Origin of the sequence: Kitasatospora sp. NBC_01300, assembly GCF_041435235.1 — a bacterium.
GTDB lineage: Bacteria > Actinomycetota > Actinomycetes > Streptomycetales > Streptomycetaceae > Kitasatospora.
Map to the genome: position 1 here is coordinate 4,721,981 of NZ_CP108408.1, position 17,966 is coordinate 4,739,946.

Here is a 17,966-nt window from a genome sequence, read left to right on the forward strand (position 1 = left end):
GCACCAGGCCCTCCGTCGCTGTGACGGCAGACGGATGTGAGGGGGAGTGGTCGCCGATGGGCGTGCAGGACCGGCCGGAGACGGCCGAGACGGAGCGGCTGCTGGCCGGGCGGTACGAGCTGGGGGACCGGCTCGGACGCGGCGGGATGGGGACCGTCTGGCGGGCCTGGGACCGGATGCTGAACCGCGAGGTCGCGGTCAAGGAACTGACCGTCAACCACCTGCCCGAGGACGAGCTCCAGATCCTGCACGCCCGGATGAAGCGGGAGGCCAGCGCGGCCGCCCGGATCAAGCACCCCGGCGTGATCACGGTGCACGACGTGCTGGAGCAGGACGGCCGGCCGTGGATCGTCATGGAGCTGGTGGACGGCCGCTCGCTGGCCGACGTGATCAGCCAGGACGGCACCCTGCAGCCGCGCGCCGTCGCCGAGGTCGGCAGCCAGGTGCTCGCCGCACTGCACCGCGGCCACCAGCTCGGCGTCCTGCACCGCGACGTGAAGCCGGCCAACGTGCTGCTGGAGCGCGGCACCGGGCGGGTGGTGCTGCTGGACTTCGGCATCGCGACGTACGAGGGCTCGGCCGAGCTGACCCGGCCGGGCGACCTGGTCGGCTCGCCGGACTACCTGGCGCCGGAGCTCGCCCAGGGCGAGCGGCCCGGGCCGGCCTCCGACCTGTGGGGCCTCGGGGCGACGCTGTACGCCGCGGTGGAGGGCCAGTCGCCGTTCCGCCGGACCTCGCCGATCACCACGCTGGCCGCCGTGGTGGGCGAGCCGCTGCCGGAGCCGCTCCGGGCCGGGCCGCTGGGCCCGGTGCTGGCCGCGCTGATGGCCAAGGACCCGGCCGAGCGGCCGAACGCGGACGAGGCCGCCCGGATGCTGGCCGAGGTGAAGGACGGGCACACGATCGGCCTGAAGTCGGTCGCGCCGCTGCGCGCGCCCACCCAGTCGGTGCCCGTGGTGGACCGCAGCGAGCGCCCGGCGGCGGAGGAGGACCACGCGGAGGAGGCCGCGCCGGGGGCGACGGTGGAGGAGGCCGAGGAGCCGACCGGGGTGCGCTCGGCGGCTGTTCCGGACACCACCGGGGGCGTGGCCGCCGAGGCGGCGGCGCTCACCGCCGAGGTCGCGCCGGTGGCGCACCCCGTCGCGCCCGCGCGCGGGCCGGCCAAGCGCCGCAGCACCCTGAAGATCGTCGTGATCGCGGTGGCCGTCGGCCTGCTGGCGGCCGGCGCGACCTTCCTCGCCACCCGGCACACCACCACCGGGCACGTCGCCGCCTCCACGGGCGACGAGCCCGTCCCGACCGCCTCCGTCAGCCCGGACCCGACCAGTGACGCCAGCCGGGGGCCGGCCGCGCCCAACGGCTACCACTGGGTCGACGACCCGGCCGGCTTCCGCTTCCCGCTGCCCTCGGGCAGCCCGACCTGGCAGCGCAGTGCCACGCCCGACAACCAGGTCTACTACAGCCCCGACAACAAGGTGCACTACCTGCAGTTCGCGGTCACCGTCGGCCAGTCGGTCAAGCCGCTGGACCACCTGCGGCAGATGGAGGCCACCGTCTCCAAGAACCTGAAGGAGTACAAGCAGCACAAGATGACCGGCGTCGCGGTGAACGGCCACGAGGCGGCCGTCTGGGAGTTCAGCTACCTCGCCAAGGAGGGCGGCCGGCGCCGGGCGGTCGAGGCCGAGTTCATCGACGACGACGGCACCAGCTACGCGATCTACTCGTCCAGCCCGGACCGGGGCAACGAGTGGAACGAGGCGGAGCAGCGCTTCAACGCGGTGCTGCACTACTTCGCGCCGACCCGCTGACCGGGGGGAGCCCGCTCCACCCGGCCGCGGCAGATTCTTGTTACCGACGGGTACCGGACCGGCCGCCGAACGCCTAGGCTGCGCCGTATGTCGGACCTCACAGCAGGCGCAGCGGCCACCGAACACCCCGCGACCGGGAACCCGCCCGCCCCCGGCGGGAGCCGGACCGTCGCGGCGGCCGTCCCGCCGTCCCTGGTCGCCCGGCTGGCCGCCGGCGTCACCGCCACCGGCGAGCCCAGCCTGGTGGAGACCGTCGCCCCGCTGACCGGCGAGCGGCTGGCGAGCCTGCCGCGCTCCACCCCGGCCGACGTCGAGGTCGCCTTCGAGCTGGCCCGCCGCGCCCAGACGGCCTGGGCCGCGCTGCCGGTGCGCCGCCGCGCGGCCGTCCTGCTGCGCTTCCACGACCTGCTGCTCAAGCGGCAGGACGAGGTGCTGGACCTCGTCCAGGCCGAGACCGGCAAGGCCCGGCTGCACGCCTTCGAGGAGGTGCTGGCCGTCGCCATGGCCGCCCGGCACTACGGGCGGGCCGCGCACGGCTACCTCCGGGACAAGCGGCGCGGCGGGGCGCTGCCGGTGCTCACCCACGCGGTCGAGGCCCGCCGGCCCAAGGGCGTGGTCGGCCACATCTCGCCCTGGAACTACCCGCTGGAGCTGTCCGTCGGCGACGTCCTGCCCGCCTTCGTGGCCGGCAACGCCGTGGTCAACAAGCCGGACACGCAGACCGCGCTGACCGCGCTGTGGGCCCGCGAGCTGCTGATCGAGGCCGGGCTGCCGGCCGATCTGTGGCAGGTCGTGATCGGCGACGGCCCGGTGATCGGCCCCGCCGTGGTGGAGCACGCCGACTACGTCTCGTTCACCGGCTCCACCCGCACCGGCCGCGAGGTCGCCCAGCGCGCCGCCGCCCGGCTGGTCGGCGCCTCGCTCGAACTCGGCGGCAAGAACGCCATGCTGGTCCTCTCCGACGCCGACCTCGACCGGGCCGCCGCGGGTGCCGTGCGGGCCTGCTTCTCCTCCGCCGGGCAGCTGTGCATCTCGATCGAGCGGCTGCTGGTGCACCGCTCGGTGGCCGACGACTTCCTGGAGCGCTTCGCCGCCCGCACCCGGGCGCTGCGCCTCGGCGGCGGCCTCGCCTACGGCGCCGACATGGGCTCGCTGGTCTCCGTCCGCCAGCTGGAGACCACCACCCGGCACGTGGAGGAGGCGGTCAAGGCGGGCGCCACCGTGCTGGCCGGCGGCCGGGCCCGGCCCGACCTCGGCCCGTACTTCTTCGAGCCGACCATCCTCGACGGGGTGACCCCGGACATGGCGGTCTGCGGCGAGGAGACCTTCGGCCCGGTCGTCTCCGTCTACCGCTTCGACACCGACGACGAGGCGGTGGCCGCCGCCAACTCCACGCCGTACGGCCTGAACTCCAGCGTCTGGACCAGGGACACCCGGCGCGGCCGGGCGGTCGGGGCCCGGCTGCGCACCGGCACGGTCAACGTCAACGAGGCCTACGCGGCCGCGTACGGCTCGATCGGCTCGCCGATGGGCGGCATGGGCGACTCCGGGCTCGGCCGCCGCCACGGCGCCGAGGGCATCCTGCGCTTCACCGAGGCGCAGACCGTCGCGACCCAGCGGCTGATGCCGATCGCGCCCTCGTTCGGGCTGGACGACCGGCAGTTCGCCGCGGTGATGACCGGCGGGCTGCGGGTGCTGAAGGCGCTGCGGTTCAAGTAGCCGTACCGGGGCGTGGGTTCGTCCCCGTGGTCAGGTTCCGTCCCGCAGTCAGGTCCGCCCGTCCCGTAGTCAGGTTCGCGTCCCGAAGGAGCAGTGGCAGATGGTGGAGTCCGGCGGTGCGGCGGAGTTCGACTACGACGTGGTCGTGGTCGGCTCCGGCTTCGGTGGTTCGGTCGCCGCGCTGCGGCTGACCGAGAAGGGCTACCGGGTCGCCGTCCTGGAGGCGGGCCGGCGCTTCGAGCGGGACGAACTGCCCAGGAACTCCTGGGACCTGCCGAACTACCTGTGGGCGCCGAAGCTCGGCCTCTACGGCATCCAACGGATCCACCTGCTGGCCAACGTGCTGATCCTGGCCGGCGCCGGGGTCGGCGGCGGCTCGCTGAACTACGCCAACACCCTGTACGTGCCGCCGAAGGCCTTCTTCGAGGACCGCCAGTGGCGCCACATCACCGACTGGCAGGAGGAGTTGGCGCCGTTCTACGACCAGGCGCAGCGGATGCTCGGGGTCCGGCTCAACCCGACCGTCACCCCCTCCGACGTGCACCTCAAGGCCGCCGCCGAGCAGATGGGGGTGGGCGACACCTTCCACATGGCGCCGGTCGGGGTCTTCTTCGGGGACGGCCAGGACGCCGGCGGCAGGGCCAAGGCGGCGCCGGGGGACGAGGTCGCCGACCCGTACTTCGGCGGCGCCGGGCCGGCCCGCAAGGCCTGCGTGGAGTGCGGCGAGTGCATGACCGGCTGCCGGCACGGGGCCAAGAACATGCTTACCGAGAACTACCTGCACCTGGCCGAGCGGGGCGGCGCCGAGATCCACCCGCTCACCACGGTGGCCCGGATCCGGGAGCTGGCCGGAGCCGACGGGAGCCACGGCTACGCGGTGGACGTGCGGCGGACCGACTCCCGCTCCCGCACCGACCGGGTGAAGGCGGGCGCGCGGACCATCACCGCCGCCCGGGTGGTGGTCGCGGCCGGGACGTACGGCACCCAGTCGCTGCTGCACCGGATGCGTGACGGGGGGCACCTGCCCCGGATCTCCGCCCGGCTCGGCGAGCTGACCCGCACCAACTCCGAGGCGCTGGTGGGCGCGCAGACCACCGACCGGCGCTACGGCAGCCGGGTGGACTTCACCAAGGGTGTGGCGATCACCTCCTCGATCCACCCGGACGCCAGCACCCACATCGAGCCGGTCCGCTACGGCAAGGGCTCCAACGCGATGGGCGCGCTGTCGATAGCCCAGGTCAAGGGCGGCGGACGGGCCCCGCGCTGGCTGCGCTACCTGGGCGGGTCGGTGCGTCACCCGGTGACCTTCGCCCGCTCGATGAACCAGCACCGCTGGTCCGAGAAGACGATCATCGGCCTGGTGATGCAGTCGCTGGACAACTCGATCACCGTCTCGCTGAAGAAGGACCTGCTCGGCAAGAGCCGGCTCACCTCCGCCCAGGGCCACGGCGCCCCCAACCCGACCTGGATCCCGGCCGCCGAACAGGGCGCCCAGGCACTGGCCGAGCAGATCAACGGCTTCGCGGGCAGCAGCGCCGGCGAGATCTTCGACATCCCGATGACCGCCCACTTCCTCGGCGGCTGCCCGATCGGCGACGCCCCCGAGACCGGCGTGGTCGACGCCTACCACCGGCTGTACGGCCACCCCGGGATCAGCGTGGTCGACGGCGCGGCCGTCTCCGCCAACCTCGGGGTGAACCCCTCGTTGACCATCACCGCGCAGGCCGAGCGCGCCATGTCGATGTGGCCCAACAAGGGCGAGGCGGACCGCCGCCCGGCCCAGGGCGAGGCCTACCGGCGGGTCGCCCCGGTGGCGCCGGCCCGGCCGGCCGTCCCGGAGGACGCGTTCGGCGCGCTCCGACTGCCGCTGCTGCCCGTCCCGGAGGTCCCGAAGAAGCGCGGCTGAGCAGGCCTCGACGGGCCAACCCGCCCGGCTCGGTACCCGGTTGACATTCGTTCGGATCCGATGGGATAAACGGGCTTTCTGGGGGACCAGGAACTCGTCGAGCGGGGGGAAACCGGTCCATGGCCATCTGCGCATCGTGCGGCGCGGCATCGGTGGAAGGGGCGTCCGCGTGCGCCTCGTGCGGGCGGCCGCTGACGCCGCCCCCGCCGACGGCCGCCGTGCCCGCGGTACCTCCCGTCGTTCCGCCTGCCGTTCCGCCCGCCGTACCGGCCCCGCCGGCGTACGGTCCGCCGTCCGCCGCGCCCGGGTACCCGCCGCCGCCTCCGCCGCCCGGCTACGGCCCGCCGCCCGGGTACGGCCCGGGCCACCCGCAGCCCGCCGGGCCGCCCACGCTGGGCAGTTGGGGCGCCGGGCAGCCGTACGACCCGCGGGCCGGCCGGCCGTCCGCGCTGCGTCAGCTGCTCGGCGCGGACTGGCGCCCGGCTCTGCTGGTCGCCGCCGCCCCGACCGCCGTGCTGCTGCTGGCGGCGCTGATCGTGGCGATCCCGAGCGACTACCAGTACGCCTACCTGGTCCGGGCGCCCGGGTTCGGCGAGCGCTTCGGCGCCGCCCTGTCGATGGCGCTGAGCGCGCTCGGCGCGCCGTTCAAGCTCGGGTACACCAGCGCGCTGCGACGCGGCGACGCGGAGGGCATGGACGCGCTGCTCCGGGCGGTGCCGCTGACGGTCACCGTGCTGTGGGCGCTGGCGCTCTGGCTCGGTCTGCGGACCGCGGCGCGCCGCCGCCGGGCCGCCGGCCTCCAGCTCACCCGGGCCCAGGCCGCGGGCGAGGCGCTGCGTACCGCGGTGGTCCTGGCGGCGGTGACCGCGCTGCTCGGGCTGGCCGGCGGGACGTCCTGGGAGCCGCAGCGCACTGGACTGATCGGCCGCGCCCTCGGGGTGACGTACACCGTGGACTCCGGCTGGCTGGAAGCGACCGGCTGGACCGCCCTGCTCGCCGCGCTGACGGCCTTCGCCGTCCACGGCACCGACGCGCTGCGCTGGGCCGCCTGGCGCAGCCGGGCGGTGCGCGGCTGGGCGGTCGCCGCGCTCACGGCCGGCCGGGCGCTGGCACTGTCACTGGGCCTGGCCTCGGTGACGGGCCTGGTGCTGGTCGCCGTCAACAGCGACGAGGGCTGGCAGACGCCGGTCTCGGCGGCCTTCCTGCCCAACCTCGGCCTGGGCCTGCTCGGCCTGGGCTCGGGGGCGACCTTGCAGGCGTTCAGCGGGGCGCGGGGCGGGGCGAGCGACGCGGCGGCCGCGATCGGCGGCGACTGGCAGGACGCCCCCGACAGCATGGAGATCTCCTTCTTCGACCTGCACGACCAGACCGCCGACTGGCGCTGGACCGGCCTGCTGGCCCTCGCCACGGCGGGCGTCCTCGGCTGGTCGGCGTACCGGCGGCGGCTGGACGCGGCCGACCGGCTCCGGCTGGCGGCCGTCCACGCCGTGGCGCTCACCGCGCTGATGGCGGTGGGTGGTGCGCTGATGACGACCTCGACGTCCTCGGCGGCTCCGGGGTGGGACACCTTCGCGAACCAGACGGTGCTGTCCCGGGACACCTCGATCAACCTGGGCTTCGCCAGCGTGCTGGTGGCCAACCTGGTCTGGGCGGCGATCGGCGCGCTGCTGGTGCCGCCGCTGCTGGCGGCCGTCCGCGGCCGGGGCGCGGTGGCCCGCGAGGACGCCTACGGCGCGCCCCCGTACGGTGCGGTTCCGCACGGTGCGGTGCCGTCGCCGGGGGCGCCGTACGAGGCCGGTCCTGAGCCGCAGCCGTACGCCTCCGGGGCGGGGGTGGGCGACGTGGTCGGCTCGGACGACGTGCCGCTGGTGCCGCCGCCGGGGCCGCCGGCCGAGGAGCCGGTCGATCCGAGCGTCTGGCGCAAGCAGCCCTGAGCCGGGCAGCCGTGGGCGGAGCGGCCTGAGTGGAGCGGCCTGAGTGGAGCGGCCCGGACAGGGCAAAGGGCCCCGCGGGGGAACGGGGCCCTTTGTCGCTCAGCACGCGGCGTCAGGGCTGCGCCGGTGCTGGGGGTGACGGCGCCGGGGGAGGGGCGCCGTCGGGTCGGTCGGCTCAGGGGTCGCGCCGTCGCGGGCCGGCGTGGGTGGCCGGTGGCGCGGAGCGCGCACGCTCGCGGTGCGGCGGGTCGGCGCGCAGGTCTGCGCCGGGCCTTCGCTCACGGAGCGTGAGGTGACGTACGGGGCTGTCGCCCGGTGCGGCGGCAGCGGTCGGGGTCTCCGCGATGAGCCTGCCGGCCGCCGGGAGAACCGCTTCCACGCAGCATCGTGCTGGACGAAGGGCTTGCTCTGCAACCGATTCGGCACAGTTCGGCCCAGCGCATTTTGGTGCGGGTGCCGACTCCCCGGTGTGGCCCCGGTGCGGGTGCGGGCCTCGTTCCGCCCCGTCGGGCGGTTGCGGGCAGGTGCCGACGCGAGGCGTCGATGATCACGGTGCGTAGTGGTGTGGGTGGCTGCGGCGCACGGGGACGCGCGTAGCGGCGCGGGACGGGAAAAGGGTGTGCGCCCGGGTGTGCCCGGCTCGCGGCAGGGGTGCGACGACCGGCCCGGGCGTCCCCGGGGACCGGCCGTCCCACCTCTCGGTCCAGTCGCGGCCGGGGTCGCTGTCCCCTGCTGTCCGGCCGCGGCACCCGCGCACGGTCCCACGGCACCGCGCTCCCGGCGGGGCCGGGGCGGCGGTGCCACATGCGCCGGTGGACTGGGATGAAGCTCCACGCGTGGTCCTGCAGTCCGTACGGCGGCGCCCCTGGCCGGGGCGAAGGCGGCGCGTCTGGCGGGCGCGGCGCGGTCGTACGGTCGTCTGAAGCAACGAAAGGCGGCCCCGCCCGGTCACGGTCGTTTGGACGGGCAGACGAGTGAAACCGGACAGCCCGGTAGAATCGGTGTCCAGACACCCCCACCCGTCGCCGCCGCGGCCCCCGCCGGGGAAGCGGTTCGGTGTGACACCTCTCGTACCGCTGCCGGAAGGCCGTCTGTGTCCTCTGCAATTCCCGTCCAGTCCGCGCCGGACAACGACACCGTCCTGGTGGTCGACTTCGGCGCCCAGTACGCCCAGCTCATCGCCCGTCGGGTGCGTGAGGCGCGGGTCTACAGCGAGATCGTGCCGAGCAGCATGCCGGTCGCCGAGATGCTCGCCAAGAACCCGAAGGCGATCATCCTCTCCGGCGGTCCGTCGTCGGTCTACGAAGAGGGCGCGCCGCAGCTCGACCGCGCGATCTTCGAGGCCGGGGTCCCGGTCTTCGGCATGTGCTACGGCTTCCAGCTGATGGCCAAGACCCTCGGCGGCACGGTCGACAACACCGGCGCCCGCGAGTACGGCCGCACCCCGCTGACCGTCAGCCGCACCGGCTCCACCCTGTTCGAGGGCGTTCCGGCGGAGCACTCGGTGTGGATGTCGCACGGCGACGCCTGCTCCGCCGCCCCGGAGGGCTTCACCGTCACCGCGTCCACCGCGGTGGTCCCGGTCGCGGCCTTCGAGAACGACGAGGCCCGCCTCTACGGCGTCCAGTACCACCCCGAGGTGCTGCACTCCGACCACGGCCAGCAGATCCTGGAGCACTTCCTCTACCGCGGCGCCGGCATCGCCCCGACCTGGACCACCGGCAGCGTGGTCGAGGAGCAGGTCGCGCTGATCCGCGCCCAGGTCGGCGAGAAGCGCGCGATCTGCGGCCTCTCCGGCGGCGTGGACTCCGCGGTCGCGGCGGCCCTGGTCAACAAGGCCATCGGCTCCAAGCTGACCTGCGTGTACGTCGACCACGGCCTGATGCGCAAGGGCGAGACCGAGCAGGTCGAGAAGGACTTCGTGGCGGCCACCGGCGTGCAGCTGAAGGTGGTCGACGCCGCGGAGCGCTTCCTGAGCGCGCTGAAGGGGGTCACCGACCCCGAGGAGAAGCGCAAGATCATCGGCCGGGAGTTCATCCGGGTCTTCGAGCAGGCCCAGGCGGAGATCGTCGCCGAGGCCGGCGAGCACGGCGAGTCGGTCGACTTCCTGGTCCAGGGCACCCTGTACCCGGACGTGGTGGAGTCCGGCGGCGGCACCGGCACCGCCAACATCAAGTCCCACCACAACGTCGGCGGCCTGCCCGAGGACCTCCAGTTCCAGCTGGTCGAGCCGCTGCGCAAGCTGTTCAAGGACGAGGTCCGGATGGTCGGCCAGGAGCTGGGCCTGCCGGAGGAGATCGTCCAGCGCCAGCCGTTCCCGGGTCCGGGCCTGGGCATCCGGATCGTCGGCGAGGTCACCCAGGAGCGGCTGGACCTGCTCCGCGACGCCGACGCGATCGCCCGCGAGGAGCTGACCGCGGCCGGCCTGGACCGCGAGATCTGGCAGTGCCCGGTCGTGCTGCTCGCCGACGTGCGCAGCGTGGGCGTGCAGGGCGACGGCCGCACCTACGGTCACCCGATCGTGCTGCGCCCGGTCTCGTCCGAGGACGCCATGACCGCCGACTGGTCGCGCCTGCCGTACGACGTGCTGGCCAAGATCTCCACCCGGATCACCAACGAGGTCCGCGACGTGAACCGCGTCGTCGTCGACGTCACCAGCAAGCCGCCGGGCACCATCGAGTGGGAGTGAGCACTCCCGCCGGCCGCTGAGCCGCTGTTGAACGGCCGTGCCGTCGTTCCCGTACCAGGGAGCGGCGGCGCGGCCGTTCGCGGTGGGGCGGTCGCCGCCCGGGTGGGGACCTCCCACCGAAAGCGATCGGGAGCGGGCAGAATGCGGACCGGACCTGTCAGGGAGTGGCGGGCCGCGAGGGAAGGTGTGAGCGATGTCGGAGGCCGGCAACTCCGTGGCGGGTGACGGGGAAACGGGCGTCGGGGGAGCGGCCGGCCTGGCCGACCGGGCGGCGCAGTGGCGGGCGTCCGCGTCCCGGTACGCGCTGCTTCCGTTGCGGCTCTTCCTCGGCGTCACCTTCGTGTACGCCGCCCTCGACAAACTGTCCGACGCGCACTACCTGGCCGGGGCGGCCGACCCGGCGTCGTTCGTCTCGCAGACCCAGGCGGCCAGGGGCGGCAGCCCGATCTCCTTCCTGCTCGGCGCCGCCCTGGACGCGCCCACCCTGTTCGCGCTCGCCGTCGCCTTCGGCGAGCTGGCGGTCGGCCTCGGCACCCTGCTCGGCCTCTGGGGCCGGGTCGCGGCGCTCGGCGGCGTGCTGATCAACCTCAGCCTCTGGCTGTCCATCAGCTGGAGCGTCTCGCCCTACTACCTGGGCAACGACCTCGGCTACCTGATGGCCTGGACTCCGCTGCTGCTGGCCGGCACCCCGGACCTGTCGGTGGACGGCTACCTCGCCCGGCGGGCCGGCCGGGACCGGGGGCGCGGGCTGGGCGAGGACCGCGTCAGGCGCCGGGCGCTGGTGGACGGCGGGATCGCCGCCGTCGCGATCGGCGGCGCCGGGCTGCTCACCGGCTCGCTCACCCGGACCTTCGGCCGGGCCAAGAACTCCGCGCCCAAGCAGTCCGCGGCCCCGGCCACCACCCCGGCGCAGTCCGGACCGGCCCCCTCGGTGGCCGCCGCGAGCGTGCCGGTCGGCGGCTCGGCCCAGGTCAAGGACCCGGCCACCGGGGACGCCGTCTACATCGTGCAGCCCAAGGCGGGCCAGTACTGCGGCCTGTCCGCGGTGTGCACCCACTCCGGCTGCGCGGTCGACGCCCCGAAGAACGGCCAGCTGTACTGCCCCTGCCACGGTTCCCGGTTCGACGCCGCGACCGGCGCGGTGGTCAACGGGCCGGCGGTCAAGCCGCTGCCGAAGTACACCGTCACCCAGGCCGGCGACAAGCTGAACCTCGGGCCGCTGCAGAGCTGAGCCCGACCGGGTGGGGTCAGTCCGGGCGGTCGGTGCGGCCGCGCCGGGCGACCGCCGCGACCGCGCCGGCCAGGCCGCCGAGGCCGAGCACGATGAAGGTGACCGGGATGACGACCCGGCCGTTCACCGCCTGGTCGTTGAGCGCCGCGACCAGGTAGACCACCGCGATCGTGCTGAACAGGGCCCCCGCGATCAGCGAGAACAGGTCGAGCCGGTGCTTCCTCACTACTGGACCACCTTGATGTTGCCGATCCCGACCGCGAGTTCGAGGTCGAACGTGCCCTTGGACTGATGACCGCTGCCGGGTGACAGCAGGTAGGTGTGGCGGCCGGTGCCGTTGTTGCGCTCACCGGGGGTGGAGACGTCGCCGAGGCCCACCTTGGCCACCAGGTTCACCGTCACGTCCGGCGGCAGGATGACGGTCAGCTCGCCGACGCCGAGTTCGACCTTGCTGGTGAGGGTGCTCCCGGCCGGGTCGAGCCTGCTCAGGTCCAGCCGGAGCTCGCCGGCCCCCAGGGCGTACCGGGGGTGGAGCTCGGCCGAGGTGGCGACGGTGAAGTCGCGCTGGCCGACGGCGTTGCGCATGGAGTTCGGGGAGTGGCCGACGAAGACCAGCGCCAGGGTGAGCAGCAGGCCCGTCACCGCGAGCTTGCGGGCCCGGCCGAACTTCGCGCCGAGCAGCAGCGTCAGGCCGATCACCAGCAGCGCGGTGGCCAGCACGGTCGCGCTCAGCACGGTGACGTCGGTGCGGCCGGCCGAGACGGACCAGACCGCGGCACCCGCGCCGATCGCCAGCAGCAGGCCGAAGAAGCCGAGCGCGGACCGCTCCCGGGGGTGCCGGACGGCGGCGGGCCGGGGCCGGCCGGGCGGGCCGTCCTTGCGCAGCGGGTCGCCCGCGGGCAGGTCGGCGCGCTGCCACCAGGGCTGGGCCGGGCCGCCGGCCGGCGGCACCGGGGTGCCGAACGGCGGGGTGGGGCCGGCGCCGTACGGGTTGCGCTCGGGGTGGCGCGGGTCCCACAGGTAGCCGGTCGGGCCGGGGGCCGGGGAGTCGGCGGGCACCGTTCCGGCGGCGCGCTCGGCCGCGTGTCGGGCGCGGGCGGCCTCGTCGTCCTCCGGCCCGGACCACGGGTACGGGCCGTACTGGTCCCCGTCGGGGTAGTGGCGGTCGTACGGGCCGCCACGGCGCCGGCGCCGCCGGCCGCGGCGGCGGTCCGGGTCGTAGCGCACCGCGAGGAAGACCAGGCCGGCGAGCAGCAGCAGCGGGAACAGCTGGTCGTCCTGGCCCATCGAGGAGAAGAACACCCCGGTGCCGATCACGGCCAGCAGCACCGCGCCGACCGACTGGCCGTCCACCCGGCCGGTGAGCACCCGCTGGAGTTCGGTGCGCCCGTGCCGGGTGCCGCCCCGGCCGTCCGGCACCGACTCGGTGGGGACGATCAGCCAGGCCAGGCCGTACAGGAACAGCCCGAGGCCGCCGGAGAGGCAGAGCACCACGGTGACCACCCGGAAGACCACCGGGTCGATGTCCAGGTGCCGCCCGAGGCCGCCGCAGACGCCGGCCACCACGCGGTGGTGCTCGGTCCTGGTCAGCGGGGGGCGGTCCGGTTCCGGCGGGGCGGCGGGCCCGGTCTCCTGGATGCGGTGGTCGTCGGTCATGGGCACCATCCTCCCGGCTGCCCCGGTCCGGCCCAACCGGTGCGAGCCCTGCCCGGACCCTGACTTGTCCCTGAGAAGGGGTCAGGGGCGCACCCTGATGCGTCCGCGTGCGCGGGCGTGGAACCATCGGTGGCGTGGCAGCACCCGGTTCCGACCCCCGATCCCTCGCCCCCGACGCCGTGCCGGCGGGCGGCACCGACCCGACCGCGCCCGACGGCGGACGGCCGCCGTACCGCCGGCTCTACCGCAGCCCGCAGGGGCGGATGCTCGGCGGCGTCGCGCAGGGGCTCGCGGTGCACCTCGGGCTCCCGGTGCGGTGGGTGCGGCTCGCGTTCGTGCTGCTGTTCTTCGCGCAGGGGATCGGCACCCTGCTGTACGCGGCGTTCTGGTTCGTGGTGCCGATCGGCATCGGCGAGCCCGCGCAGCGCGGCGCCGCCCACTGGACGTACGTCAACGGCACCTTCGTCCCGACCGGGTCGGGGCAGCAGCCGGGCGGCGCGCTGAGCAAGGGCCGCGGCGGCTGGCTCGGCCGGCTGCGCGAACTGCTCCAGCACGCCCTCCAGGGCGAGCCGGCCGCGGCCCCCGCGGAGGGGGAGGACGGCGCGGGCGGCAAGACCGGGCAGGGCGGCCTCGGCCAGCTCGCCGCCCTGGTGATGATGGTGATCGGCATCACCGCCCTGCTCAACGCGCTCGGCCTGCAGACCGCCAAGCCGTACACCTGGCCGCTGCTGGCGATCGGCGTCGGCGTCGCGCTGGTCTGGCGGCAGGCCGACGACTCGCGCTGGCAGCGCTGGTTCGGCCTGGAGGAGGGCGACAAGCGGCGCGGCGCCTACACGCGGGTCGGCGCCGGCGTGCTGCTCGTGGTGGCCGGCACCATCGCCTTCCTCGTCATGCAGGGCAGCGGCTCGACGCTCGGCTCGGTGGTCGAGGCCTCGCTCGCGGTGCTCGCCGGGGTGCTGGTCCTGCTCGGCCCGTACGGGCTGCGCCTGTGGCAGGACCTCGGTGCCGAGCGCACCGCGCGCATCCGCGCCCAGGAGCGGGCCGAGATCGCCGCGCACGTCCACGACTCGGTGCTGCACACCCTGACCCTGATCCAGCGCCGGGCCGAGGACCCCAAGGAGGTGCTGCGGCTGGCCCGTGCCCAGGAGCGCGAGCTGCGGCTGTGGCTGTACCGCCCGGAGGCCGCCGCCGAGGCCGCGCCCGACACCATGGCGGAGAGCCTGCGCGCCGTCGTCGCCGAGGTCGAGGACCGGCACGGCGTCCCGGTCGAGGTCGTGATCGTCGGCGACTGCCCGATGGACGAGCGGATCGCGGCCCAGATGCAGGCCGCGAGGGAGGCGACCGTCAACGCGGCCAAGTACGGTGGCGGGGGACCGGTCCAGGTCTACGCCGAGGTGGAGGGGAAGACGGTGTCGGTGTTCGTCCGCGACCACGGTCCCGGCTTCGACCCCGACACGGTGCCCGAGGACCGGATGGGCGTACGGGAGTCGATCATCGGCCGCATGAAGCGCAACGGCGGCACCGCACGGGTGCGGCCCGCGCCGGACGGCGGGACCGAGGTCGAGCTGGAGATGGAGAGAACGAATGACTGAGGCAGCGCCGGAGCGCACCGCGAGAGTCGTCCTGGTGGACGACCACCGGATGTTCCGCACCGGGGTCCGGGCCGAGATCGGCCGCACCGAGGCGACCGGCATCGACGTGGTCGGCGAGGCCGACGACGTCGAGTCGGCGGTCCGGGTCGTCGCCGAGACCAGGCCGGACGTGGTGCTGCTGGACGTCCACCTGCCCGGCGGCGGCGGTGTCGAGGTGCTGCGGCGCTCGGCCGGGGTGATGGGCGAGCAGGGCGGGGTCAAGTTCCTCGCCCTGTCGGTGTCGGACGCCGCCGACGACGTGATCGGCGTCATCCGCGGCGGCGCGCGCGGCTACGTCACCAAGACCATCACCGGCACCGACCTGGTCAACGCGATCTTCCGGATCGCCGACGGCGACGCGGTGTTCTCGCCCCGGCTGGCCGGCTTCGTCCTGGACGCCTTCGCCGCCACCGACACCCCGCCGGTCGACGAGGACCTGGACCGCCTCACCCAGCGCGAGCGCGAGGTGCTCCGCCTGATCGCGCGAGGCTACGCGTACAAGGAGATCGCCAAGCAGCTCTTCATCTCGGTGAAGACGGTCGAGAGCCACGTCTCCGCCGTGCTGCGCAAGCTCCAGCTGAGCAACCGGCACGAACTGACCCGCTGGGCCACCGCCCGCCGCCTGGTCTGAGGCCCGGTCGCGCGCCCTGGTCGTGCGCCCCGGTCGCGAGCCCGCCCGGTCCGGTTCCTCCGGGCCGGGCGGGCTTGTCGGTGGGTGGCCATAGACTCGGAGTGCCATGAGTAGCCTCTTTGACGACCTCCCGCTCCCCGGTTTCGAGGCACCCGCCGCCGGGTCGAAGCAGCCCGCCGTGCCCCTCGACGAGGAGCCCCCGCCGTACGAGGACGACGCCCCGTACGAGGCCTACGAGGAGGCGATCCCGGAGGGGCTGTTCCAGACCGACCACGCCGCCGAGACCGCGCGGGACGCCTGGTACCGCAACGGCGCTGCCCGCACGGTGGTGGATCCGGCGCAGCTGCTGGAGGGCATGAACGACCCGCAGCGCGAGGCGGTGCTGCACGCGGGCTCGCCGCTGCTCATCGTGGCCGGCGCCGGCTCCGGCAAGACCCGGGTGCTGACCCACCGGATCGCCCACCTGCTGGGCGCCCGCGGCGTGCAGCCGGGCGAGATCCTGGCGATCACCTTCACCAACAAGGCCGCCGGCGAGATGCGCGAGCGCGTCGAGGCGCTGGTCGGCCCGCGGGCCCGGGCGATGTGGGTGTCCACCTTCCACAGCGCGTGCGTGCGGATCCTGCGCCGCGAGTCCAAGGTGCTGGGCTTCACCTCCAGCTTCTCGATCTACGACTCGGCCGACTCGCAGCGGCTGATGTCGCTGGTCTGCCGCGACCTCGACCTGGACCCGAAGCAGTTCCCGCCGAAGTCCTTCACCGCGAAGATCAGCAACCTGAAGAACGAGCTGATCGACGAGGAGACCTTCGCCGACCAGGCCGCCAACCCGATGGAGAAGAAGCTCGCCGAGGCGTACACGCTCTACCAGCGACGCCTGCGCGAGGCCAACGCGCTGGACTTCGACGACATCATCATGACGACGGTGAACCTGCTCCAGGCCTTCCCCGACGTCGCGGAGCACTACCGGCGCCGGTTCCGGCACATCCTGGTCGACGAGTACCAGGACACCAACCACGCCCAGTACATGCTCGTCCGCGAGCTGAGCGGCGGATCCGTCGCGGCCGCGCCGAAGCGCACCGTGGACGGGGAGTTCGTGAACCCGGCCGCCGGGCGCCTGTCCGAGGTGCCGCCGGCCGAGCTGTGCGTCGTCGGTGACGCGGACCAGTCGATCTACGCCTTCCGCGGCGCGACGATCCGCAACATCCTCCAGTTCGAGGAGGACTACCCGAACGCGACCACGATCCTGCTGGAGCAGAACTACCGCTCCACGCAGACCATCCTGAGCGCCGCCAACGCCGTCATCGAGCGCAACGCCAACCGGCGCGAGAAGAAGCTCTGGACGGCCGGCGAGCACGGCGAGAAGGTCGTCGGCTACGTCGCGGACGACGAGCACGGCGAGGCCCAGTTCATCGCCGACGAGATCGACCGGCTCACCGACGCGGGCGACGCCAAGCCCGGCGACGTCGCGATCTTCTACCGGACGAACGCCCAGTCCCGCGTGTTCGAGGAGGTGTTCATCCGGGTCGGCCTGCCGTACAAGGTGGTCGGCGGGGTGCGCTTCTACGAGCGCAAGGAGGTCCGGGACGTCCTGGCGTACCTGCGGGTGCTCTCCAACCCGGAGGACACCGTGCCGCTGCGCCGGATCCTCAACGTGCCCAAGCGCGGCATCGGCGAGCGGGCCGAGGCGATGGTCGACGCGCTGGCCGCGCGGGAGCGGATCTCCTTCGCCCAGGCGCTGCTGCGCGTCGACGAGGCGTACGGGATGGCCGCGCGCTCGGCCAACGCGGTGAAGAAGTTCAACGTCCTGATGGCCGGGCTGCGGCAGGTCGTCGAGTCGGGCGCGGGCCCGGCCGCGGTGCTGGAGGCCGTCCTGGAGGAGACCGGCTACCTGGCCGAACTCCAGGCCTCCACCGACCCGCAGGACGAGACCCGGGTGGAGAACCTCCAGGAACTCGCCTCCGTCGCCCTGGAGTACGAGCAGGACCCGGGCGAGCGGCCCGACGCCGACGAGGAGGGCACCCCGCCGGTCGGCTCGCTTCCCGACTTCCTGGAGCGGGTCGCGCTCGTCGCCGACTCCGACCAGATCCCGGACGACGAGGAGGGCCGGGGCGTCATCACGATGATGACCCTGCACACCGCGAAGGGCCTGGAGTTCCCGGTGGTCTTCCTGACCGGCATGGAGGACGGGATCTTCCCGCACATGCGGGCGCTCAACCAGGTCAAGGAACTGGAGGAGGAGCGGCGGCTCGCCTACGTGGGGCTCACCCGGGCGCGGCAGCGGCTCTACCTGACCCGCTCGGTGCTGCGCAGCGCCTGGGGGCAGCCCGCGTACAACCCGGCCTCGCGGTTCCTGGAGGAGATCCCGGAGGACCTGGTGGAGTGGAAGCGGACGGGGGCGGCGCAGGCGCCGGCCGCGCGCGGCTTCTCCTCGGGGTCGTCCTGGGGCAAGTCCTCGTCGGGGGGCGGCGGTTCGCGCTCCTCGTCGGGTTCCTCGGGTTCCTCGGGTTTCTCGGGCTCGTCGGCCTCGTCGAAGCCGAAGGCGGGCTGGGGGCAGTCGGCGCGGCGCGGCGGCCAGGTCGTCGAGCGGGACGCCGTCTCGCTCGCGGTCGGGGACCGGGTCACCCACGACACCTTCGGGCTGGGCACGGTGGTGGGCGTCACCGGCGTCGGCGACCGGGCGCAGGCCACGGTCGACTTCGGCTCGGAGGGCCGCAAGCAACTGCTGCTGCGCTACGCGCCGGTGGAGAAGCTCTAGAGCGTTTCC

At 74.3% G+C, this 17,966-nt stretch carries 11 protein-coding genes; 9 read left to right on the plus strand and 2 right to left on the minus strand.

What is annotated here, in order from left to right:
• The first annotated feature begins 56 nt into the window (after positions 1–56).
• The 6 genes from OG556_RS21090 (at position 57) to OG556_RS21115 (ending at position 11,287) form a co-directional block, all read left to right on the plus strand.
• Positions 57–1,808, plus strand: coding sequence for a serine/threonine-protein kinase (locus tag OG556_RS21090; RefSeq protein ID WP_371518451.1), 1,752 nt, complete (start codon positions 57–59; stop codon positions 1,806–1,808).
• A gap of 87 nt (positions 1,809–1,895) precedes the next feature.
• The gene (locus OG556_RS21095) at positions 1,896–3,527 is read left to right on the plus strand and encodes a succinic semialdehyde dehydrogenase (RefSeq protein WP_371518452.1); all 1,632 of its coding nucleotides are present in this window, start codon (positions 1,896–1,898) and stop codon (positions 3,525–3,527) included.
• 100 nt (positions 3,528–3,627) lie between these two features.
• Entirely contained in the window at positions 3,628–5,433 is a 1,806-nt protein-coding gene (locus OG556_RS21100; protein WP_371518453.1) for a GMC oxidoreductase, read from the plus strand.
• Between the two features lie 218 nt (positions 5,434–5,651).
• Complete coding sequence (locus OG556_RS21105) at positions 5,652–7,367, plus strand: hypothetical protein (protein ID WP_371518454.1); 1,716 nt, start codon at positions 5,652–5,654, stop codon at positions 7,365–7,367.
• Positions 7,368–8,460: 1,093 nt separating this feature from the next.
• Positions 8,461–10,056, plus strand: a complete 1,596-nt coding sequence (guaA, locus tag OG556_RS21110) for a glutamine-hydrolyzing GMP synthase (RefSeq protein WP_371518456.1) — start codon at positions 8,461–8,463, stop codon at positions 10,054–10,056.
• Between the two features lie 193 nt (positions 10,057–10,249).
• The gene (locus OG556_RS21115) at positions 10,250–11,287 is read left to right on the plus strand and encodes a Rieske (2Fe-2S) protein (protein WP_371518458.1); all 1,038 of its coding nucleotides are present in this window, start codon (positions 10,250–10,252) and stop codon (positions 11,285–11,287) included.
• Positions 11,288–11,303: 16 nt separating this feature from the next.
• On the opposite strand, the gene OG556_RS21120 is transcribed toward OG556_RS21115, so the two are convergent.
• Both OG556_RS21120 and OG556_RS21125 read right to left on the minus strand, forming a co-directional pair.
• The gene (locus OG556_RS21120; protein WP_371518459.1) at positions 11,304–11,513 is read right to left on the minus strand and encodes a hypothetical protein; all 210 of its coding nucleotides are present in this window, start codon (positions 11,511–11,513) and stop codon (positions 11,304–11,306) included.
• The gene (locus tag OG556_RS21125; protein WP_371518461.1) at positions 11,513–12,943 is read right to left on the minus strand and encodes a PspC domain-containing protein; all 1,431 of its coding nucleotides are present in this window, start codon (positions 12,941–12,943) and stop codon (positions 11,513–11,515) included. Before OG556_RS21125 ends, OG556_RS21120 begins: the two co-directional genes overlap by 1 nt.
• A 179-nt stretch (positions 12,944–13,122) precedes the next feature.
• Between OG556_RS21125 and OG556_RS21130 the strand changes: the two genes are divergently transcribed.
• The 3 genes from OG556_RS21130 (at position 13,123) to pcrA (ending at position 17,957) form a co-directional block, all read left to right on the plus strand.
• Positions 13,123–14,535 carry a PspC domain-containing protein gene (locus tag OG556_RS21130; protein ID WP_371522787.1) on the plus strand — a complete coding sequence of 471 codons (1,413 nt, stop codon included), beginning with the start codon at positions 13,123–13,125 and terminating at the stop codon, positions 14,533–14,535.
• On the plus strand, positions 14,528–15,205 hold the full coding sequence (locus tag OG556_RS21135; RefSeq protein ID WP_350877187.1) for a response regulator transcription factor: 678 nt from the start codon (positions 14,528–14,530) through the stop codon (positions 15,203–15,205). The genes OG556_RS21130 and OG556_RS21135 overlap by 8 nt, the downstream gene beginning before the upstream one ends.
• Positions 15,206–15,311: 106 nt before the next feature.
• A complete protein-coding gene (gene pcrA, locus OG556_RS21140; protein ID WP_371518463.1) occupies positions 15,312–17,957 on the plus strand; it encodes a DNA helicase PcrA in 2,646 nt (881 codons plus the stop codon).
• The last annotated feature ends 9 nt before the right edge of the window (positions 17,958–17,966 follow it).